An 18,576-nucleotide genomic window follows, 5' to 3' on the forward strand; every position below is an offset into this window, starting at 1 on the left:
GGCCGCACAAGACAACGACCAGATTGGCACTGGCCATGCGCGCGGCCGCACAGACATCGACCGGGCTGCTTCGAGCCATTGAAGACGTCCGCGCCGAAGTCGAAGCGGCGGTCGACGAAACCGCGCTGGCCGCCGATTCGATGTCCTCGACCATCGCCGCGATCCGCGCCGACACCGAGACCGTCGCCGGCGAGATCGACCAGCTCGAGAACGGCTTCGCCCGCGTCGACGACCAACTTACCCGCTTCGCCGCCAGCGCCAGCGCCTTCCTCTCGACCTTCGCCGCATAAGTGATTAGCCGCGGGTGCATGAGCACCCAGCGCAACATCCTCGTCACCGGGTCCAGCCGGGGCATCGGCAAGGCCATCCTCGAAGCCCTGAAGGGCCACAGCGCCGTCGGCCACTCGACCCGCGGCGCCGAGGGCCTCCTCGCCGCCGACCTCGACACGCCGGGCGCCGCGGAGAGCCTCTGGCGCCAGGCCCTGGAGCGGCTCGGCGGCCGCATCGACATCCTCGTCAACAATGCCGGCATATTCGAAGCCGCTCCCGTCGACCTCCCCTCCGCCGACTGGGTCGCCCAGTGGGAGCGGACCATGCGGGTCAACCTCACCGCCTCCGCCGAGCTCTCCCGCCTCGCCGTCCTCCACTTCCGCGAGGAAGGCGGGGGCCGCATCGTCAATGTCTCCAGCCGCGCCGCCTATCGCGGCGACTCGCCCCAGCATTGGCATTATGCCGCCTCAAAGGCCGGCATGATCGGCATGACCAAGTCGATCGCGCGGGGCTATGCGGCCGAGAACATCCTCGCCTTCGCCGTCTGCCCCGGCTTCACCGCCTCCGAGATGATCGACGACTATATGTCGAGCCGCGGCGGCCAGCAGATCCTCGCCGACATCCCTTTGGGCCGCGTCGCCACCGCCGCCGAAGTCGCCGAGACGGTGCGCTGGCTCGCTGTCGACGCCCCCGCTTCCGCGACCGGCGCCGTCATCGACGTCAACGGCGCCAGCTATGTCCGCTGATCCGGAGCCCGGTGGGCCCGGTCCGGCAGAACCGCGGAAGCGCCCTCGCCTGCTTCGCGCGCATTGGCTGGTCTGGCTGTTTGCCGCCGTCGGCCTAACCGGCATCCTCTGCATCATCGCCCTCACCGTCATAATCATTGGCCTCGACCGGCCGCGCGAGACGGCGAAGGTCGCCGACCAGAAGAACGAGACGGTGTTCGTGGTCGGCGGCCCCGAAGACCTCGCCGGCACCAACCTCATGCACCTCCCCGTCAGCGCCAGCGTCGGCCGCGGCGGCGGCTCGATGTCTTCGGGCAGCCGCGACGACCAGCGCAACGTGCTGCTGATCGACAAACTGAGCGGCGCAAGCCGCAGGATCCTCCCCGACAACGCGCACCGCATCGTCAGCGAGCACTTCCTCCCCGCGAAGGCCGAAGTCTCCGACAAGCCGCGCGACGACGGCGACGCCGCGCTGATGGGCAAGCCGGCGCCTTCGAAGACCGCGCCCATCGCTTACTACATGCTGGTGCTCGAACAGGGCAAAGGATCGGAGCTCCAGCAGATCCTCGTCGGCACCCTCGCCGGCGGGCGCCAGGGCGTCGTCATGGAGGGCCTCGACGGCGTCGACAATGTCTGGATGCAGGGCCCGACGCAGATCGGCCTCCTCGTCCGCGAGCGCCTGGGCCTCTATTACCGCGTCGTCGACATCCCCTCGCTGAAGGTGGTGCAGTCCCGCCGGATCGTGATCGACTGATGGCCGACAGCTGGAAGGTCAGCCTGCCCTGCACCAAGGCGGAGGCGGAGGCGCTGAAGGAGGATATCAGCCCCCTCGCGCTCCTCGATTTCCCGCCGGTGCTGATGACCAGCGAACCGGACCCGGCGCAGCCCGACGAGTGGCGGCTGGACGGTTATTTCGCCGAGGAGCCGACGCCCGAGATGCTGCGGCTGCTGCAGGCGCTGGCGCCGAGCGCCGGCGCCGCGCCGCCGACGGTCGAGAAGGTCGAGGACCGGGATTGGGTGACATTGAGCCAGCAGGGCCTGGAGCCGATCCGGGCCGGCCGCTTCTTCGTCCACACGCCTGTGCACCGCGACCAGGTGCCGAGCGACGCCATCGCCCTGGAGATCGACGCCGGGCGGGCCTTCGGGACCGGTCAGCATGAGACGACCAGCGGCTGCCTCGTCGCGCTGAGCCAGCTGCGCGACCGCGGCGCCCGGTTCAAGAACCTCCTCGACCTCGGCACCGGCACCGGCCTCCTCGCCTTTGCGGCGCTCAGGCTGTGGCCGGCGGCCCGGGCGATCGCGTCGGACATCGATCCGGTTTCGATCGAGGTGGCGGAGGAGAATGCGGCCATCAATGGGGTGCCGAACGGGCGGGGACCGGGGCAGCTCGAGCTGGCCGTGGCCGAGGGCATGGCCCACGGGCGTCTCAAGGCGCGGGCGCCGTACGACCTCATCATCGCCAACATCCTCGCCGGGCCGCTGATCGACCTCGCCCCGTCGGTGTCCGAAGGACTGGCCGCGGGCGGGCGGCTGATCTTGGCGGGCTTGCTCGAAGGACAGGCGGAGGCGGTCGCCGCGGCGTATCGGCGGCAAGGGCTGATGCTGACGGGGAGGGTGGCGACGGGCGAGTGGCCGACACTGGTGATGCGCAAGCGCAAGGCCTTGGGCTGGCGCTAAGTGCAACCTAATGGTTGCATGTTTCTCCGACCCGTGCCATATGATGCGCAACCAGGAGGTTGCACATGACGAACCGTATCGACAAGAGCATCGAAATCGCCGCCCCGCTCGACCGGGTGTGGCAGGCGCTGACCGACCATGAGGAATTCGGCACCTGGTTTCGGGTGAAGCTCGACCAGCCCTTCGCCCCCGGCGCCGCCTCGACCGGCCAGATGACCGTGCCAGGCTACGAACATATAAGCTGGAACGCCACGGTCGAACGGATGGAGGCCCCTTCCCTCTTCTCCTACCGCTGGCATCCCTATGCGCTCGATCCGGAGATCGACTATTCCGCCGAGCCCAGGACGCTCGTCGAGTTCCGGCTGGAGCCGGCGGGATCCGGCACCCGTCTCACCGTCACGGAGACGGGGTTCGAGGCGCTGCCAGCCCACCGGCTGCCCGATGCGCTCCGGATGAACGAGCGAGGCTGGGCGGCGCAGGTCCAGAATGTGAAGGCCTATGTCGAAAGCTGAGCGCGCGCCCGCCGAGGTCTTCGCCGCGCTCGGCGATCCCACCCGGCTGTCGCTGGTGATGACGCTGAGCGACGGCCAGACCCGTTCGATCGCGCGGCTGTCGATAGATGCCGCTATGTCCCGCCAGGCGCTGACCAAGCATCTGCGGGTGCTCGAGCGGGCGGGGCTGGTCGAGAGCGTCCGCGCCGGCAGGGAGAGCCGCTTCGCCTTCCGCCCGGACGCGGTGGCGGCTGCCAGGGCCTGTCTCGACGAGGCCGCCCGCCAGTGGGAGGACGCGCTCGGCCGCCTCAAGCGCTTCGTGGAGAGCACCCCGGCTATTTCTCGACCCCCAACTGACTGAGTATGAAGGCATAATATTCGGCCGTGTCGCGGTAGCGCCGGAAGCGGCCGGACTTGCCGCCATGGCCGGCCTCCATGTTGATGCGGAATACCAAAGGGTTGCGGTCCGCCTTGGTCGCGCGCAGCTTCGCGACCCACTTGGCCGGCTCGTAATATTGCACCTGGCTGTCCCACAGGCCGGTGCCGACGAACAGCGCCGGATAGCTCTGCGGCCGCACATTGTCGTAGGGCGAGTAGGACAGCATGTAGTCGTAATATTTGCGCTGCGCCGGGTTGCCCCATTCGTCATATTCGTTGGTGGTGAGCGGGATCGAGGCGTCGAGCATGGTGGTGACGACGTCGACGAACGGCACCTGCGCGACCATCACCTTGTAATCCTGCGGCGCCATGTTGGCGACCGCGCCCATCAGCAGCCCGCCGGCGCTGCCGCCCATCGCCGCGACCCGCCCCTTGGCGGCATAGCCATGGGCGGTCAGCCAGCGGGTAACGTCGATGAAGTCGGTGAAGCTGTTCTTCTTGTTGAGCAAGTGCCCCTTGTCATACCAGGCGCGGCCCATGTCCTGCCCGCCGCGGATATGGGCGAGCGCGTAGACCATGCCGCGGTCGAGCAGGCTGGTTGTGGTCGTCGACCAGCTCGGATCCTGCGAGAGGCCATAGCTGCCATAGCCATATTGCAGCATCGCCGCGGTGCCGTCCTTGCGGAAGCCCTTCCGGTAGACGAGCGACACTGGGATCTTCGTGCCGTCGCGCGCCGTCGCCCAGACCCGTTCGGTGACGTAGCGCGCCGGATCGTAGCCGGGCGCCGGATTCTGCTTGAGGAGCCGACGCTCGCCCGTGCGGGCGCTCACCTCGTAGACGCGGCTCGGCGTTGTGAGGCTGTTATAGGTATAGCGCAGCCATTCGGTGTCGGCCTCGAGATTGGCGCCGATCGCCATTGCATAGGCCGGCTCGTCCGAGGCGACGAAGCTGCTCCGGCCGCCGGGCTGGGCGCCCTGGACGAGGCGCAGGCGCTTGTTGCCGCCCGACCGCTCGGCGATGGCGATGAAGCTCGCCATCGGTTTGAAGTCTTCGATGAAGACATCGGCGCGATGGGGCACGAGGTCGGTCCAGGCGGCGCGGCCGCCCGGCGCGGCGGCGTCCGAGACGCGCATCAGCTTGTAATTGGGCGCGTTCCAGTTGGTCCGCACGATCCATTGCGCGCCCATATGATCGGCGTCGTAGAGGAACTCGCGCTGCCGCGGCGTGAGGACGGCAAAGGCCGCCGGCGCCGCCGCGGGGGCGCAGCGCGCCTCGCTGGAGACGGTGGAGCCGAGCGCAATGCAGATGAACTTCTCGTCCGACGTGCGGCTGATCGACAGATAGAAGCTCTCATCCTTCTCCTCATACACGAGGCGATCGGCGGAGACCGGCGTGCCGAGGACGTGCGCCTTCACCCGCCGTGGGAGGAGGGTGACGGGGTCCTTCTCGATGTAGAAGAGGGTGCGGTTGTCGTCGGCCCAGACGACATCGGGCTCGACGTTCGCGACCTCGTCCGCGAGCAGCTTGCCGGTGGCGAGATCCTTGACGCGCAGCACATATTGGCGGCGGCCGACGATGTCCTCGGCATAAGCGAGGAGGCGGTTGCCGGGGCTCACTTCATAGGTGCCGACCTGGAAATAACCGCGCCCTTTCCCCATCGCGGGCTCGTCGAGCAGCACTTCCTCCGGCGCCTGCATCGAGCCTTGGCGGCGGGCGACGATCGGATAATCCTGCCCCGTTTCGTAGCGCGTGTAATAGAAATAGCCGCGCTGGCGCGCCGGCACCGACGTGTCGTCCTGCTTGATGCGGCCGACGAACTCTCCGTAGAGCCGGTCCTCGAGCGGCTTGAGCGGCGCCAGCACCGCGTCGGCATAGCTGTTCTCGTCCTTCAGATAGGCGAGCATGTCCGGATTCTTGCGGGTGTCGTCGCGCAGCCAATAATAAGGGTCGGTGCGGGTGAGGCCGTCCGGCCCCTTCACCGGATAGGGTTTCTGCGCGGCGAGCGGTGGGGACTGCGGCGGCGCGGCGATTGCTGCGGCGGCGAGCGCGACGAGCGGCAACAGCGCGAGGGCGAGGATCGGCTTCGGCTTCATGATATTACCCCCTGAGAGTCCAGCCGCAGGTCTGGCATGGGGCCGCCGGAGCGGCAAGGCGCGCGGCTGGAGCCGCGCTCCGTGCGGAACGATTGGAACGGAACCGTAAGGTGATGTGTTCCCCCTTCTCCAAGGATCCAGGAGGTATCATGCGTAAACTCATTCTCGCGCTTTCGGCCGTCGCCGTTGCGCTTCCCACCATCGCCGTCCCGACGGCGGCCGACGCGCGGCGGACCCGCCATTATCGCCATTATGCGGCCCGGTGCCACCACCATGGCGGCACCACCGGCGCGGTCGTCGGCGGAGTCGGCGGCGCTCTCGTCGGCCATGCGGTGACCGGCCACGGCCTCGCCGGGCCGTTGGTCGGCGGCGCCGCGGGCGCTCTCGCCGGCCGCCACATCGAGCGCCACAGCAGCCCCCGCCGCTGCTGAGCTGACATAGCTTGGGGAGGGGACAGTCGTATACGACTGTCCCCGACCGAAGCTCCCTAGGCGGCCAGCGCCGCCGGGACGCCCGTGCCGCGGCGATATTGCGCGGAATGGACGATGGTGAAGAGCTGCTCGACCGGCAACGGCCGGTGGAATTGCAGACCCGCGCGTGCCTCCTCGCGCCACGCCACCGTGGCCGCCGCCGAGAGCGATCCGCGCGTCAGCGTGACGAAGGCGCCGGGCTGCGGAAGATCGGCCCCGCCGATCAGCGCGCCGGTCGCAGACAAATCGAAAATCGCCACGCCGAGACCGTTTTCGGCACCCACGCAGCCGTCGGCCAGGTCGACCGAATAGCGAGTCGCGCGCCGCCGGTCGCCGCGCAGCACGCTCTTCAAGAGCCGCACCACCAGATTCGAACCCATTGCCGCGCACCTCCTGCCCCGCCCCCCTTGCGCCTGCAATCGCTAAGGATGGGTTGCCGCGGGCCTAGCCCGCGGATGCGAAACTTCGCGCGGATCGGTTGGGGGCCGACCCCAGGCTCGCTTGACCTCAGCCTCCTGGAGAGAGAAGTGCCCCCTATTCCGGCCCCTGATTGAGGACGATGAGCGGGCCGATGTCAACGGCCTGCTTGGCGGTGGCGAGCTGGACGGTGACCTTGAGCTTGCCGGCGGCATAGCTCTTGTCGACCTTGCCCTTCACCTTGAGCAGCTTCCATTCGGGACCGATCTCCACCGGCTCCTGAAACAAGGGGGTCCAGGGCGCATCGACGAGCTGGACGCCGGCGAACGGGAGCACCGTCTTGGTGGCGCCATTCTCGCCGCGCTCCAACCGCGCGTAAAAAGCCAGCAGCAAGGTGTCGCCGGCCTTGACCGGCTTCTTGATCGCACCGCCGACGGTCGAATCCCACGTGTTGGCGCCCTTGCGCGGCACCTCGATGCGGAGCGCCTTGCCGCCCTGCACGACGGGATCGTCGCGCAGGGACGCCTTCGCACCCTGCACCTCGGGTGCGCCGGGATCGTTGACGATCTTGGAGGCGATGTCGCCGCCGGCCGCCGGCTGCGCCAGCGCTCCCGCGATTGGCGAAGCGGCCACCGCAAGGCACGCGGCTGCTGCGAACATGGCTCTCATTGCATCTCTCCCCCGTCGAGTCGGTTTGGCAGGATGAGACTACAGGATGGTAGCGCTATCAAGCCCTTACGCGCGCGGGGCAGATCGGTTCAGCGCGTGCCCGCCACGAGTGCGTTCCAGCCCGCTTCGTCGATCGTCTCCACCCCCAGCTCCTGTGCTTTCCTGAGCTTGGAGCCGGCACCGGGGCCGGCGATGAGGAGGTCGGTCTTGGCGGACACCGATCCGGCCACCTTGGCGCCGAGTGCTTCGGCCTGGGCCTTGGCTTCGTCGCGAGAGAGGGTTTCCAGGGTTCCGGTGAAGACCAGGGTCTTGCCCGTCACCGGCGAGTCCTTGGTCTCCCAGACCACGTCGGCCGGCTCGACGCCGGCGGCGAAGATCGCGGCGAGGACCTCGCGATTGTGCGGCTCCTCGAAGAAATCGAGGAGGGCGTTGGCGACCTCGGGGCCGATGTTCGGCGTTTCGATGGCGGCGACGACGGCGGCGTCGCGGCGCTGGCGGGTCTTCTTCTCCGGCTCGCCAAGCGCCGGCTCGAAAGTGGCGCGGACGTCGACGGCGCGGTCGATCGTCGCGGTGAGCGCGCTCCAGCTCCGGTAAAGGCGGGCGAGATCGCGGGCGGTCACCTCGCCGATGTGGCGGATGCCGAGGGCGAAGAGAAAGCGGTCGAGCGGCGGCTGGCGCTTGGCGTCGATGGCGGCGAGGAGGTTCTCCACCGAGGTTTCGGCCCAGCGCTCGCGGCCGACCAGCGCCTCGCGCTTCTCGTGGAGGCGGAAGATGTCCGCGGGCGATTCGAGGAGGCCGTCCCGGAAGAAGCTCTCGATGTGGACGAGGCCGAGGCCTTCGATGTCGAGGGCGTGGCGGGAAACGAAATGGCGGAGGCGCTCGACCCGCTGGGCGGGGCAGACGAGGCCGCCGGTGCAGCGGACGTCGACTTCACCCTCGTCGCGCACCGCCTCGGAGCCGCATTGCGGGCAATGGTCGGGGAAGTCGTAGGCGGGCCGGTCGGCGTCGGGCGTCAGGTTTTCGAGGATCTGGGGGATGACGTCGCCGGCGCGCTGGATGCGGACGCGGTCGCCGGGGCGGACGCCGAGGCGGGCGATCTCGTCGGCATTGTGGAGGGTGGCGTTGGTGACGGTGACTCCGCCGACGCTGACGGGGGTGAGGCGGGCGACGGGGGTGAGCTTGCCGGTGCGGCCGACCTGGATGTCGATGGCTTCGAGCGTCGTCTCGGCGCGCTCGGCGGGGAATTTGTGGGCGAGCGCCCAGCGCGGGGCGCGCGCGACCTGGCCGAGGCGGCGCTGCCAGTCCAATCGGTCGACCTTGTAGACGACGCCGTCGATGTCGAACGGCAGGTCGGCGCGCTTGGCCTCGATGCCGCGGTAGAAAGCGAGCAAGGGTGCGATGTCGGTGAAGACCTCTAGGTCCTTGGAGAGCGGCACGCCCCAGCCTTCGATCGCGCGCATGACGCCGAGCTGGGTGTCGGCGGGAAGCTGCGACACCTCGCCCCACCCATGGGCGTAGAAACGCAGCGGCCTGGCGCGGGTGACGGCGGCGTCCTTCTGGCGCAGCGAACCGGCGGCGGCGTTCCGGGGGTTGGCGAAGATCTTGCCGCCGGCCTCGGCCTGGCGGGCGTTCAAGGCGGCGAAGTCGGCCTTCGACATGTAGACCTCGCCGCGGATCTCGAAGAGGTCGGGGGCGCCTTCGGGCAGGCGGGGCGGGATGTCGGCGATGGTGCGGGCGTTGGGGGTGACGTCTTCGCCGGTGGTGCCGTCGCCGCGGGTGGCGGCGAGCACCAAGGCGCCCTTCTCGTAGCGAAGCGAGCAGGACAGGCCGTCGATCTTGGGCTCGGCGGTGAGCGCGACCGGCTCGTCGTCGCCGAGCCTCAGGAAGCGGCGGATGCGGGCGACGAAATCGGCCACCTCGTCGTCCGAGAAAGCGTTGTCGAGGCTGAGCATCGGCAGCGCGTGGCGGACCTTGGCGAGCGGGCCTTCCGGCGCGGCGCCGACGGCGCGCGAGGGGCTGTCGGGGCGGACGAGGTGGGGGAATTGCGCCTCGATGTCCTGGTTGCGGCACACGAGCGCGTCGTAGTCGGCGTCGCTGATCTCGGGCGCGTCGTCGCGATGGTAGAGGCGATTGTGGTGCGCGATCTCCTGTGCGAGCCGTTCGAGCTCGGCGGCGGCTTCGGCCTCGGTCACGCCAGCGCCTCAGCGAGAAAGGCCTCGAGCGCCGTCCAGGAACGGCGGTCGGCGGCGGCGTCGTACTGAACGCCGCGCTCCGGATCGGCGGCGGCGGGGTTGGTGAAGCCGTGCATGACGCGGCCATAAGCGTGGAGCTGCCAGTCGGCGCCGGTGCGGGTCAGCTCTTCCCCAAGCGCGGTGACCGCGGCAGGCGGCGCCATCGGATCGTCCCAGCCGTGGAAGGCGATGACTTTTGCTCGGATCGCCGTGCCATCCCAATTGCCGGGGGGGGTGAACAGTCCGTGGAAGCTGGCGACGCCGCGCAAATCCTCGCCGGTGCGGGCGAGATCGAGCGCGCATAGGCCGCCGAAGCAATAGCCGATGGCGGCGACCCGCCCGGCCTCGACCTCCGGCTGGGCGCGAAAGGCGGCAAGAATTGCGAGGAGCCGGTCCTGGAGCAAAGCACGGTCGCCGAGGAGGCCCATCATGCGGGCGCGGCACTCCTCCCGCGGCAGGCCGACGGCGCCGTAGAGATCCGCGACCATCGCGCTGTAGCCGAGCGCGGCGAGGCGGCGCGCGAAGCCGAGCTCAAGCTCGGAGCGGCCCATGATGGTCGGGAAGATGAGGACGCCCGGACGAGGCCCAAGGCCGGCGCCGGGGACGAGCTGGGCTTCGAGGGAGGCCTCGGCATGGCGGAGGGTGACGGGACGGGTGTCGCTCATGCCCCTCCCCTTGCCGGAGCGGCCGCGGTGGTCAACTCTTCGGTTCCTTGTCCGGATCGGCGACCCCGGCCCGTTTGAGCCGCTCCCTGAGACGGTCGTCCCGGCTGCCAAGGTGCCACGCGGCCAGCCAGTAAAGCTTCGCGGCTTTGTCGTCGGCGCGGTCGTGCGAGAGGTCGCCCAGGACAATTAGGGCGACTTCGTTCGGACGCATTCCCATCGACGTCTTCGCGTCGTCCAAAGCGCCGTCGAAATCGCTGAGATTGTAGCGGGCCGCGGCACGCTCCGCCCGGGCCACCCAGCCGTCCTTCAAGCGGATCGCGATGTCGAGCTCGCGGCGGCCGGCCCAGCTGTGACTCACCATGACGTAGGAGCCGCCGAGATTGGCGTGCCACTGGCTGTCGCCTGGGTCGAGGGCCACCGCCATCGCTTGGTCGGCCACCGCGGAACCCTGGTCCTGCACCGCCACCAGGAAGGCTAGGGAGCGCAAGGTCAGCATCTCGGCTTTCGCGTGAGGGGTTCGGGCGGCGAGGAAGGCGGCGGTGCAGTCGCCGATCGCCTCCTTGGTGCTGAGCAATTGCCGCTTCTCCGCAGCGCGGCAGGCAGCTTCGGGCGAGGCCGCCGGGGACCGGGTCGTCCACAATGCGATGATCGCCAGCTGCGCGCGCGCCTCCGCCGCAGCCTCGGCGCCGCCCCCTTTCTCCGCCAACGCGAGGGCGGCCTGCGTGTCGGCACGTGCTTCGTCGAAGCGACCCAGCCACAAGGCCGCTTTGCCGCGGGCGATGCGGGCACCGGCGCTGCTCGGCTCGAGCGCTGCGGCCTTGGCCCGATCCTCCCAGGCGCCCTTGAGGTCGCCTAGGCCGTGGCGGGCGAAGGCCCGCTCGCGATAGGCGTCCGCCTCTCCGGGGCGAAGCGCCACGTCATGGTCGGAATCGGCGGCGGCGCGCGCGAATTCGCGCAGCTCCGAATAGGTGTAGGAGCGCTCGTGCCAGGCCATGCCCGATGCTGGATCGGCCTCGATCGCCGCACTGAGATCTCCCAACGCGGCGTCGTAATCGTGCTTCTCGTTGTGTTGGTAGGCACGATGCAGCAGCAAGCGCGCCTTGAGCTTTGAGTCTTTCTCGCCGGCTATGGCGGCGTCGCAGGCCGTCGGCTTGGCGGCTATCTCCTGCGTGCACGGCGGCAGGTCCGGCTCCGTGAGGAGAGGTGGCGCCGCAGCGGCGAGGAGGAAAGCGAGGGCGAAGCTCATGCCGCCTCCAGCAGCCGCAGCGCTTGGGCACGGGCCTCGTCGGTGACCTGGGCGCCGGAGAGCATGCGGGCGATCTCTTCGCGGCGGCGGGCTTCGTCGAGGGCGTGGACGCCGGTGCGGGTGACGAGGCCGGCGTGGCTTTTTTCGATGAGAAGGTGGGTGCGGCCGCGGGCGGCGACCTGGGGGCTGTGGGTGACGACGAGGAGCTGGGCGCCCTCCGCGAGGCGGTGGAGGCGCTCGCCGATCGCCGAGGCGACGGCGCCGCCGACGCCGCGGTCGATCTCGTCGAAGATCATGGTGCGCGCCGTCCCGCGCTCGGCGAGCGCCACCTTCAGCGCGAGGATGAAACGTGAGAGCTCGCCGCCGCTGGCGATGCGGACGAGGGGGGCGAAAGGCGCGCCGGGGTTGGTCGAGACTTCGAACTCGACCCGGTCGCGGCCGCGAGCGCCCCATTGGGTCTCCGGCAGCGGCTCCACGATCGTGCGAAATTTGGCGGCGTCGAGCTTCAGCGGCGCGAGCTCGCGAGCGACCGCCGCGTCGAGCCGCGCGGCCGCGGCGGTGCGAGCGGCGGTGAGGGCGGCGGCATCGGCTTCGTAGGCGGCGCGGGTCTCGGCAACGCGCGCTTCGAGGCGGCCGAGCCCCTGCTCCCCCGCGTCGAGGGCCGCGAGGCGGGCGGCGAGGTCCTGTGCCAGCGCCGGCAGCGCGTCCGGCTCCACGCGGTGCTTGCGGGCGACGGCGCGGATTTCGAACAGGCGCGTCTCCGCCTCCTCGAGGCGGGCGGGATCGTAGGCCAGCGCTTCGGCGGCGGCGGCGAGGCGGTCCTCGGCGTCGGAGGCTTCGACGAGGGCGCGGTCGAGCGCGGCGAGCGCCTCTTCCAGTTTCTCATGCTCGCCGGCGATCCGCTCCATCCGCCGCGCCGCCTGGCGCAGCAGGGACAGGCCGCCCTCGGAGCCGTCGAGCAATTGGCCGACGGTGCCGATATCCTCGGCGAGGCGCGCGCCCTTCTGCATCGTGGCGCGCACGTCAGCGAGCGCCTCCTCCTCGCCCGGCTCCGGAGCGAGCTTGGTAAGTTCGGCGACGCTGTGCTCCAGCCATTCGCGGTCGCGGGCGGCGGCGTCGAGCTGGTCGCGCGCGGCGGCGAGCGCGGCTTCGGCCTCGCCCCAGGACCGGAAGGCGGCTTCGGCGGCGGCGGTGGAGAGGCCGGCGAAGGCGTCGAGAAGGGCGCGGTGGCCGCGCGGGTTGAGCAGCCCGCGATCGTCATGCTGGCCGTGGATTTCGACGAGCAAGGCGCCGAGATCGCGCAGCAGCGCCACCGAGGCGGATTGATCGTTGACGAGGGCGCGGCTGCCGCCGTCGGCCTTGACGATGCGGCGGATGACGAGCGGCTCCCCCGCCTCGCCGGCGAGGCCATTGTCGCCGAGGAGACCGAGCGCCGGGTGGGCGGCGGGAAGGTCGAAGCTCACCGACACCACCGCCTGCGCCTGCCCCTGGCGGACGAGGCCGCTGTCGGCACGGGCGCCGAGCGCGAGGCCGAGCGCATCGAGCAGGATCGACTTCCCCGCCCCCGTCTCACCGGTGAGAACGCCGAGGCCGGGGCCGAATTCGAGATCGAGGCTCTCGATCAGCACGACGTCGCGGATGGAGAGGGCGGTCAGCATTTGCGGGCCGTCATCCTGCAAACACCGTCATCGGCGAAGGCCGGGATTCCGTCGGGTGAAAAGCGCCCGTGCCTTTTCCGCGGGGAGATCCCGGCTTTCGCCTGGAAGACGGGAGAATAGCGCCGTCCCCGCCTGTCCGTCACATACCCCCGGCTGCCGCCGGGATGACGGGCGGGCATGGCTCAGCCGGCCGGCTTCGGCGCCGTCGCCGGGGCTGCGGCGGGAGTTGGCGCGGGGGCCGCGGCGGGCGTCACCGCATTGCCGGGGTGGCGCTGCATCAGCTCGTAGGCGCGCTGATACCATTTGGTGCCGGGATAATTGGCGCCGAGCACGGCGGCCGACCGGCGCGCCTCCTCCGGCACACCGAGCGCAAGATAGCATTCGGTGAGCCGCATCAGCGCCTCGGGCGTGTGGCTGGTGGTCTGATATTCCTCGATGACGGCGCGGAAGCGGGTAACGGCGGCGAGCCACTGGTTGCGCCGCTCGTAGAACCGGCCGACCTCCATCTCCTTGCCGGCGAGGTGATCGCGCACCAGGTCGATCTTGAGGCGCGCATCGGCGGCGTAGCGCGTGTCGGGATAGCGCCGGACCAGCTCGCCGAGCGCGTCGAGCGCCTGCTTGCTGGTCGTCTGATCGCGCTCAACGTCGGTGATCTGCTCGTAATAGCTGAGCGCGATCAGGTAGTAAGCATAAGGCGCGTCGCGGTTGCCCGGGTGGATGGAGAGGAAGCGGCGGGACGATTCCGTCGATTTGGTATAATCGCGCGCGGCATAATAGCTGAACGCACTCATCAGCTGGGCGCGGCGGGCCCAGATCGAATAGGGATGCTGGCGTTCGACCTCGTCGAAGATCGCGGCCGCCGCAGCGTAATTCCCCTGCCCCAGCTGCTGGCGCGCGAGGTTGTAGAGGGTGGCGACGTCGCGGGCGACATATTGGGTGTCGGAGCGGGTGTGCTTGCCCCGGCCGGCGCAGGCCGGGAGGGTGAAGACGATTCCGACGAGGAGGGCGGCGGCAAGCGGACGGGTAAAGCGAAAGGGCATGGACGGCTTCTTAGCGGAGGGTTTGGGGAAGGCCAAGCGAAGAGACGGGACATCAGCCCAGGGCCGATGAACGGCGGTTTAATGACTTGGCCTTATGGGGGCGTGGATGCTGCGCGTGCTGACCCTCGCGACCCTGTTTCCCGACGCCGGACGCCCGGATTTCGGCCGCTTCGTGCTGCGCCAGACGCAGGCGCTGGCGGCGCGCGAGGGGGTGGATGTGGAGGTGGTGGCGCCGGTCGCGCTACCGCCCTGGCCGCTCAGCCTGCACCCGCATTATGCGGGGCGGGCGCGGCTGCCGGCACGCGATGCAGTCGAAGGGCTGCGCGTCCACCGTCCGCGATTCCGCACCCTGCCGCGGATCGGCGAGGCGGGCGGGGCCAAGGCGATGGCGCGCGCCGCGCTGCCGGTCGCGAGGGCTTTCCGGCCCGACGTGATCGATGCCGAATTCTTCTGGCCGGACGGGATCGCGGCGATGCACCTCGCCGCCGCGCTCGGCGTGCCTTTTTCGATCAAGGCGCGCGGGAGCGACATCGCTTATTGGAGCACCAGGCCCAAGGTGTTGTCGCAGATGCTCGAAGCGGCGGCCGCAGCCGACGGGCTCCTCGCGGTCAGCGAAGCGCTGAAGCGCGATATGGCGGCTCTCGGGATGCCGGCCGAGAAGATCGCGGTTCATTACACCGGCATCGACCTCAACCGCTTTCGCCCCATCGACAAAGAGGCGGCCAAGGCGCGGCTCGGGATTTCCGGTCCGCTCCTCGTCAGCGTCGGCGCGCTGGTGCCGGTGAAGGGCCAGGCGCTCGCCATCGCGGCCCTAGCACAGCTGCCGGACGCGAGCCTTGTCCTGGTCGGCGACGGGCCGGAGCGCGCACGGCTGGAGGCGGCTGCGCGGGCCATGGGCGTCGCCGCCCGCGTCCGTTTCGCAAGAGCGGTGCCGCATGGGGAGCTCCCGGCGCTGCTCGCCGCCGCCGACATCATGGTGCTGCCGTCGGAGCGGGAGGGCCTCGCCAATGCCTGGCTCGAAGCGCTGGCCTGCGGCGTGCCGCTCGTCATCCCCGACGTCGGCGGCGCCCGCGAGGTGCTGGACCGGCCCGAGGCCGGACGCATCGTCGCCCGGGAGCCCGCAGCCATCGCGGCTGCCGTCCGCGACATCCTCGATCACCCGCCCGAAGCGGCCGCCGTCCGGTCGGCTGCGGAGCGGTTCAGCTGGAAGGTCAACGGCGAGGCGCTCCACGCGCACCTCGCCGCCATCGCGCGGGCTCCGGCTTTGTAGAGAGCCGCCCCGCCTTAGCGGGCGAGGCCCTTGGCGGTGTTGAGGTGCGCCGTCACCGTCGGGATCATCTTCGTCGCCAGCGCCTTCAATTGCGGAACGTCGCCGTTCGCCGAATAGGATTTGAGGGCGTCCAGCGTTTTCTGGTGGGCGGTGACCTGCACGTCGGCATAGGCCTTGTCGAAGTCGGCGCCGGTCTTGCCCTTGAGGCCGTCGAGCATCTGCTGCTGGTCCGGGCTCAAGGTCGGGTCCGGCGTGATCGGCGGGTTCGCGCCCGCCGCCGCCGTCTTGAGCGAAGCGGTCGAGGCGGTGTGGGCCTCGATCATGTGGGCTGCGAAGGCCTTGACCGCCGGCGCCTTGGCGGCGGTCTTGGCGAGCTGCGAGGAGGCGATCTCGAACGCGTCGCTCGCCGCCGCCGTGTTGGCGAAGCCTTGGCCGCCGGTCGCCATCGGGGTGCTGCCCACCGCATTGCCCGCTCCCGCATTGCCGGTGCCGACATTCCCGCCGACTTCGGTGACGTCCATGTTGGTGGCGGTGGCGTCGCTGTTGGTAGACGCGTCGTCCGACTTGTGGCCGCAGGCGCCGAGCGCGAGCGTGGCCGCCGACAGCAAGGCAAGGGTGGAATGGCGCATCGATCTCTCCTCAAGGCGCGGTGGATCGCGCGGCGTAACAAACTTCCGCCGGTGCGCCGCGTTCCCTGGGGAGCCTTTGCCGGTGCGGTCCGTTCAGCTGCCCGCCGCCCCCCGGCGGTCGCGTGAACGGAGAGTAAGGTGGGCATTTTCGGCAGCATAATGAACAAGATATTCCACAGCGGCACGCAAGCGGCGGCCGCGCCCGCGGAGCAACAGGCGCCGCAGGCGCAGGCCGCTCCTGCCAGGCACAGGGCGACACCGTGATAGCCGAGGCGCCGGCGCAGCAAGCCGTGGATGTCGGCGCGGTGCTGGGCGAGATGGCCGCGACCAAGGGCGGCGGCGGCAATTACCAAAGCTCGATCGTCGACCTGCTGAAGCTGCTCGACCTCGATTCGAGCCTGTCGGCGCGCAAGCAGCTCGCCGAGGAGCTCGGCGTCCATGCCGGCGCCGACGGCAGCGCCGAGGAGAATATCGCCCTCCACCGCGCGGTGATGGACAAGCTCGCGGAAAATGGCGGCGTGGTGCCGGACAGCCTGCGGAACTGAGCGCAGGCGCGCGGCAGCGATTACCTCGGCGCGGGGGCCGCCGGCCCAGGCTTCGGCGAAAAACAGGTGGAGAAGGACCAGAAGGGGTTCTTCGGCTCGAAACTGCAGGCGGGTGCGGTGGCGACGGCGAGACGTGCCACTTCCGCCGCGTAGGCAAACTCCAGGTCCGCTTCCGCGCCACCGCACACGGACCAGCTCCCGTTCCGGCGCCGGCCGCTTTCGGCTGCGCCGAAACGGACGATCCATCCGTGGCAGATGGGCGGCGGCGGCGGCGGTGGGGTCGCCGCACCGGGCGGCACCGGCTCCCAGGGGACGTAGGTGCGCTCCGGAAAAGTACCGGCCTCGAGTTTTGCCAGACGCTCCCATTGGGAGGCGTCGAGCTTCGCCTCGTGGGTCGCCACACCGCGGCCGATGACGCGCAGGATGAGCTGCCCGTCCGGCTTCTTCTCGATCTCCACGCCCGGAACGGGAAGGATCATGTAGGGATCGCTCAAGAGAGTCCGGCGCACGACGCGGCCCTCTGCCGCGACTCTTGACAGCGGCTCGAACCCTTGCTCGGCGAACAGGCTGTCCTCGAAGTCATGCTGCCTTTGCACAGCCGCATCGAACAGCGCGCGCTGCTCGGGCGAACCCTTGGCGGGCACCGGCGCCTGAAGAAGCAGGGCAGCGGCGAAGACGGCGGCGATCACCGGGCAGTATGTACAGGCACGCGCGCGCTCAGGCGAGGGGCATGAGGGCGGCGGCGATCCAGCGGCCTTCGCCGCGCAGCAGGCCCCAGGTGCGGGCGGCGGCGCGGCTGTCCATCGCCTCGACGCCGATGCCCTGCGCCTCCAGCGCGCGGACGAGCGGGCGCGGCGGAAAGGCCAGCGCAGGGCCGGTTCCGAGCAGGAGAAATTCGGGGGGCCGCTCGAGCGCCAGGAGCGGTTGGAGTTGATCGAGGATGAGGCCCGACGCCGTTGCGGGCGGCGACCAGCTGGAGGCCGAATCCGGCGTGAGCAGGACCGCGGGATAGACGCGGCCGTCGACCGAGAAGCCGGTGCCGGAGAAGCCCTGCACGATCGGGCCTGGCGCCGGCTCGTCCGGGGTGAGCCGCGCCATCAGTCCGCTCCGCCCGCCGTCACGCGCCCTCGCGGGTGATCCGCTCGGCGCCCGATTGCGGACCCTTGGCGCGCGGCGCCGCGCCCGGCGGCTGCGGCTTCAGGCCCAAGGTGATGAGGAGCGAGGAGGAAACGTAGATGGACGAATAGGTGCCGACGAGAACGCCGAGCATCATCGCTGCCGTAAAGCTCATCAGCACGTGGCCGCCGAAGATGAGCAGCGCGCCGAGGGCAAGGAGCACGGTCAGCGAGGTCATCACCGTGCGCGGCAGCGTCTCGTTGACCGACAGGTCGACGATGCCGCGCATGTCCATCTGGCGGTATTTGCGCATGTTCTCGCGGATGCGGTCGTCGATGACGATCTTGTCGTTGATCGAATAGCCGACGACGGTCAGCACCGCCGCGACGGTGGTGAGATCGACCTCGAAGCGGGTGACCGCGAAGAAGCCCAGGGTCATCAGCACGTCGTGGCCGATCGCGACGAAGGTCGAGAGGCCGAACTGCCATTCGAAACGGAACCAGCCGAACAAAGCGATCGCGAAGACGGCGAGGACGACGGCGAGGATGCCCTTCTTGATCAGCTCGTCCGACACCTTGCCGGAGACGCTGTCGGTCTTGCCGAAATGGACGCCGGGGAACTTTGCGGTCACCGCCTGCTGAACCTTCGTGACGACCGCGTTGGTCGCGGCCGGATCGTTGCTCTTGGGCGGCGGAACGCGGATCGAGACGGTCTTGGGATTGTCGGCATATTGCGCAAGATTGGCCTCGCCGGCGCCGAGATGGTCGACGACCCCCCGCAGATCGTCCATCTTGGGCGGCTGCGGGAAGGTCGCCTCGATGGAGAGGCCGCCGACGAAATCGACGCCGAGTTCAAGGCCACGCGTCAGGGTCGCGAACACGGCGACCACGGTAAGCAAGGCGGTGAGGCCGAACGCCCAGCCGCGCAGCGACACGAAGCCGATATTGGTATTGTCGGGGACGAGCTTCAGGAGGCGCATGTCGATC

General features: G+C 69.7%; 19 protein-coding genes and 2 pseudogenes. 9 read left to right on the plus strand and 12 right to left on the minus strand.

Annotated features, from left to right (window positions below):
- The 6 genes and pseudogenes from VGC56_RS08790 to VGC56_RS08815 form a co-directional block, all read left to right on the plus strand.
- A pseudogene (locus VGC56_RS08790) lies at positions 1–290 on the plus strand (hypothetical protein); the annotation flags it as partial.
- Positions 291–308: 18 nt separating this feature from the next.
- On the plus strand, positions 309–1,016 hold the full coding sequence (locus VGC56_RS08795) for an SDR family NAD(P)-dependent oxidoreductase (protein WP_464124520.1): 708 nt from the start codon (positions 309–311) through the stop codon (positions 1,014–1,016).
- The gene (locus tag VGC56_RS08800) at positions 1,006–1,749 is read left to right on the plus strand and encodes a hypothetical protein (protein ID WP_464124521.1); all 744 of its coding nucleotides are present in this window, start codon (positions 1,006–1,008) and stop codon (positions 1,747–1,749) included. Before VGC56_RS08795 ends, VGC56_RS08800 begins: the two co-directional genes overlap by 11 nt.
- Positions 1,749–2,672: a 50S ribosomal protein L11 methyltransferase gene (locus VGC56_RS08805; protein ID WP_464124522.1), complete on the plus strand. Its 924-nt coding sequence runs from the start codon at positions 1,749–1,751 to the stop codon at positions 2,670–2,672. Before VGC56_RS08800 ends, VGC56_RS08805 begins: the two co-directional genes overlap by 1 nt.
- 65 nt (positions 2,673–2,737) lie before the next feature.
- The gene (locus tag VGC56_RS08810; protein ID WP_464124523.1) at positions 2,738–3,184 is read left to right on the plus strand and encodes an SRPBCC family protein; all 447 of its coding nucleotides are present in this window, start codon (positions 2,738–2,740) and stop codon (positions 3,182–3,184) included.
- A complete protein-coding gene (locus VGC56_RS08815; RefSeq protein WP_464124524.1) occupies positions 3,171–3,524 on the plus strand; it encodes an ArsR/SmtB family transcription factor in 354 nt (117 codons plus the stop codon). Before VGC56_RS08810 ends, VGC56_RS08815 begins: the two co-directional genes overlap by 14 nt.
- Here the strand turns inward: VGC56_RS08815 and VGC56_RS08820 are convergent.
- Complete coding sequence (locus tag VGC56_RS08820; RefSeq protein ID WP_464124525.1) at positions 3,499–5,634, minus strand: S9 family peptidase; 2,136 nt, start codon at positions 5,632–5,634, stop codon at positions 3,499–3,501. The genes VGC56_RS08815 and VGC56_RS08820 overlap by 26 nt on opposite strands.
- A gap of 149 nt (positions 5,635–5,783) precedes the next feature.
- Here VGC56_RS08820 and VGC56_RS08825 point away from each other — a divergent pair, with 149 nt between their 5' ends.
- A complete protein-coding gene (locus VGC56_RS08825; RefSeq protein WP_464124526.1) occupies positions 5,784–6,065 on the plus strand; it encodes a hypothetical protein in 282 nt (93 codons plus the stop codon).
- A 56-nt stretch (positions 6,066–6,121) separates the two neighbouring features.
- On the opposite strand, the gene VGC56_RS08830 is transcribed toward VGC56_RS08825, so the two are convergent.
- The 7 genes from VGC56_RS08830 to VGC56_RS08860 all read right to left on the minus strand — a co-directional run bounded on the left by VGC56_RS08830 (position 6,122) and on the right by VGC56_RS08860 (position 14,030).
- The gene (locus VGC56_RS08830; RefSeq protein ID WP_464124527.1) at positions 6,122–6,484 is read right to left on the minus strand and encodes a PilZ domain-containing protein; all 363 of its coding nucleotides are present in this window, start codon (positions 6,482–6,484) and stop codon (positions 6,122–6,124) included.
- A gap of 154 nt (positions 6,485–6,638) precedes the next feature.
- The gene (locus tag VGC56_RS08835; RefSeq protein ID WP_464124528.1) at positions 6,639–7,190 is read right to left on the minus strand and encodes a hypothetical protein; all 552 of its coding nucleotides are present in this window, start codon (positions 7,188–7,190) and stop codon (positions 6,639–6,641) included.
- An 89-nt stretch (positions 7,191–7,279) separates the two neighbouring features.
- Positions 7,280–9,382, minus strand: coding sequence for an NAD-dependent DNA ligase LigA (ligA, locus tag VGC56_RS08840; RefSeq protein ID WP_464124529.1), 2,103 nt, complete (start codon positions 9,380–9,382; stop codon positions 7,280–7,282).
- Positions 9,379–10,086, minus strand: coding sequence for a dienelactone hydrolase family protein (locus VGC56_RS08845; RefSeq protein ID WP_464124530.1), 708 nt, complete (start codon positions 10,084–10,086; stop codon positions 9,379–9,381). Before VGC56_RS08845 ends, ligA begins: the two co-directional genes overlap by 4 nt.
- A gap of 31 nt (positions 10,087–10,117) precedes the next feature.
- Positions 10,118–11,332, minus strand: coding sequence for a tetratricopeptide repeat protein (locus VGC56_RS08850; protein ID WP_464124531.1), 1,215 nt, complete (start codon positions 11,330–11,332; stop codon positions 10,118–10,120).
- Complete coding sequence (gene recN / locus VGC56_RS08855) at positions 11,329–12,990, minus strand: DNA repair protein RecN (RefSeq protein ID WP_464124532.1); 1,662 nt, start codon at positions 12,988–12,990, stop codon at positions 11,329–11,331. The genes VGC56_RS08850 and recN overlap by 4 nt, the downstream gene beginning before the upstream one ends.
- Before the next feature lie 182 nt (positions 12,991–13,172).
- A complete protein-coding gene (locus VGC56_RS08860; protein ID WP_464124533.1) occupies positions 13,173–14,030 on the minus strand; it encodes an outer membrane protein assembly factor BamD in 858 nt (285 codons plus the stop codon).
- 106 nt (positions 14,031–14,136) lie between these two features.
- Between VGC56_RS08860 and VGC56_RS08865 the strand changes: the two genes are divergently transcribed.
- The gene (locus VGC56_RS08865) at positions 14,137–15,300 is read left to right on the plus strand and encodes a glycosyltransferase (protein ID WP_464124534.1); all 1,164 of its coding nucleotides are present in this window, start codon (positions 14,137–14,139) and stop codon (positions 15,298–15,300) included.
- Positions 15,301–15,314: 14 nt separating this feature from the next.
- Here VGC56_RS08865 and VGC56_RS08870 read toward each other — a convergent pair whose 3' ends face one another.
- On the minus strand, positions 15,315–15,929 hold the full coding sequence (locus VGC56_RS08870) for a DUF4142 domain-containing protein (protein WP_464124535.1): 615 nt from the start codon (positions 15,927–15,929) through the stop codon (positions 15,315–15,317).
- A gap of 138 nt (positions 15,930–16,067) precedes the next feature.
- Here VGC56_RS08870 and VGC56_RS08875 point away from each other — a divergent pair.
- Positions 16,068–16,474: pseudogene (locus VGC56_RS08875) on the plus strand (DUF3597 domain-containing protein).
- 20 nt (positions 16,475–16,494) lie between these two features.
- Here VGC56_RS08875 and VGC56_RS08880 read toward each other — a convergent pair.
- The 3 genes from VGC56_RS08880 to secF are packed head-to-tail and all read right to left on the minus strand — an operon-like array spanning position 16,495 to position 18,569.
- Positions 16,495–17,163: a hypothetical protein gene (locus VGC56_RS08880; RefSeq protein ID WP_464124536.1), complete on the minus strand. Its 669-nt coding sequence runs from the start codon at positions 17,161–17,163 to the stop codon at positions 16,495–16,497.
- A 28-nt stretch (positions 17,164–17,191) separates the two neighbouring features.
- Positions 17,192–17,572, minus strand: coding sequence for an Mth938-like domain-containing protein (locus tag VGC56_RS08885; RefSeq protein ID WP_464124537.1), 381 nt, complete (start codon positions 17,570–17,572; stop codon positions 17,192–17,194).
- 19 nt (positions 17,573–17,591) lie between these two features.
- The gene (secF, locus tag VGC56_RS08890) at positions 17,592–18,569 is read right to left on the minus strand and encodes a protein translocase subunit SecF (protein ID WP_464124538.1); all 978 of its coding nucleotides are present in this window, start codon (positions 18,567–18,569) and stop codon (positions 17,592–17,594) included.
- Positions 18,570–18,576: the final 7 nt, after the last annotated feature.

The sequence above is a fragment of the Allosphingosinicella sp. genome (genome assembly GCF_036403745.1).
Classification (GTDB): domain Bacteria; phylum Pseudomonadota; class Alphaproteobacteria; order Sphingomonadales; family Sphingomonadaceae; genus Allosphingosinicella.

Excerpts from the sequence above, each read along its gene's own strand:
- VGC56_RS08795 (WP_464124520.1), top strand. The coding sequence starts at position 309 with ATGAGCACCCAGCGCAACATCCTCGTCACCGGGTCCAGCCGGGGCATC.
- VGC56_RS08865 (WP_464124534.1), top strand. The coding sequence starts at position 14,137 with ATGCTGCGCGTGCTGACCCTCGCGACCCTGTTTCCCGACGCCGGACGC.
- recN (WP_464124532.1), bottom strand. The coding sequence starts at position 12,990 with ATGCTGACCGCCCTCTCCATCCGCGACGTCGTGCTGATCGAGAGCCTC.
- VGC56_RS08800 (WP_464124521.1), top strand. The coding sequence starts at position 1,006 with ATGTCCGCTGATCCGGAGCCCGGTGGGCCCGGTCCGGCAGAACCGCGG.
- VGC56_RS08805 (WP_464124522.1), top strand. The coding sequence starts at position 1,749 with ATGGCCGACAGCTGGAAGGTCAGCCTGCCCTGCACCAAGGCGGAGGCG.
- VGC56_RS08870 (WP_464124535.1), bottom strand. The coding sequence starts at position 15,929 with ATGCGCCATTCCACCCTTGCCTTGCTGTCGGCGGCCACGCTCGCGCTC.
- VGC56_RS08850 (WP_464124531.1), bottom strand. The coding sequence starts at position 11,332 with ATGAGCTTCGCCCTCGCTTTCCTCCTCGCCGCTGCGGCGCCACCTCTC.
- VGC56_RS08845 (WP_464124530.1), bottom strand. The coding sequence starts at position 10,086 with ATGAGCGACACCCGTCCCGTCACCCTCCGCCATGCCGAGGCCTCCCTC.
- VGC56_RS08825 (WP_464124526.1), top strand. The coding sequence starts at position 5,784 with ATGCGTAAACTCATTCTCGCGCTTTCGGCCGTCGCCGTTGCGCTTCCC.
- VGC56_RS08820 (WP_464124525.1), bottom strand. The coding sequence starts at position 5,634 with ATGAAGCCGAAGCCGATCCTCGCCCTCGCGCTGTTGCCGCTCGTCGCG.
- secF (WP_464124538.1), bottom strand. The coding sequence starts at position 18,569 with ATGCGCCTCCTGAAGCTCGTCCCCGACAATACCAATATCGGCTTCGTG.
- VGC56_RS08860 (WP_464124533.1), bottom strand. The coding sequence starts at position 14,030 with ATGCCCTTTCGCTTTACCCGTCCGCTTGCCGCCGCCCTCCTCGTCGGA.
- VGC56_RS08810 (WP_464124523.1), top strand. The coding sequence starts at position 2,738 with ATGACGAACCGTATCGACAAGAGCATCGAAATCGCCGCCCCGCTCGAC.
- VGC56_RS08885 (WP_464124537.1), bottom strand. The coding sequence starts at position 17,572 with ATGGCGCGGCTCACCCCGGACGAGCCGGCGCCAGGCCCGATCGTGCAG.
- VGC56_RS08835 (WP_464124528.1), bottom strand. The coding sequence starts at position 7,190 with ATGAGAGCCATGTTCGCAGCAGCCGCGTGCCTTGCGGTGGCCGCTTCG.
- VGC56_RS08830 (WP_464124527.1), bottom strand. The coding sequence starts at position 6,484 with ATGGGTTCGAATCTGGTGGTGCGGCTCTTGAAGAGCGTGCTGCGCGGC.
- VGC56_RS08815 (WP_464124524.1), top strand. The coding sequence starts at position 3,171 with ATGTCGAAAGCTGAGCGCGCGCCCGCCGAGGTCTTCGCCGCGCTCGGC.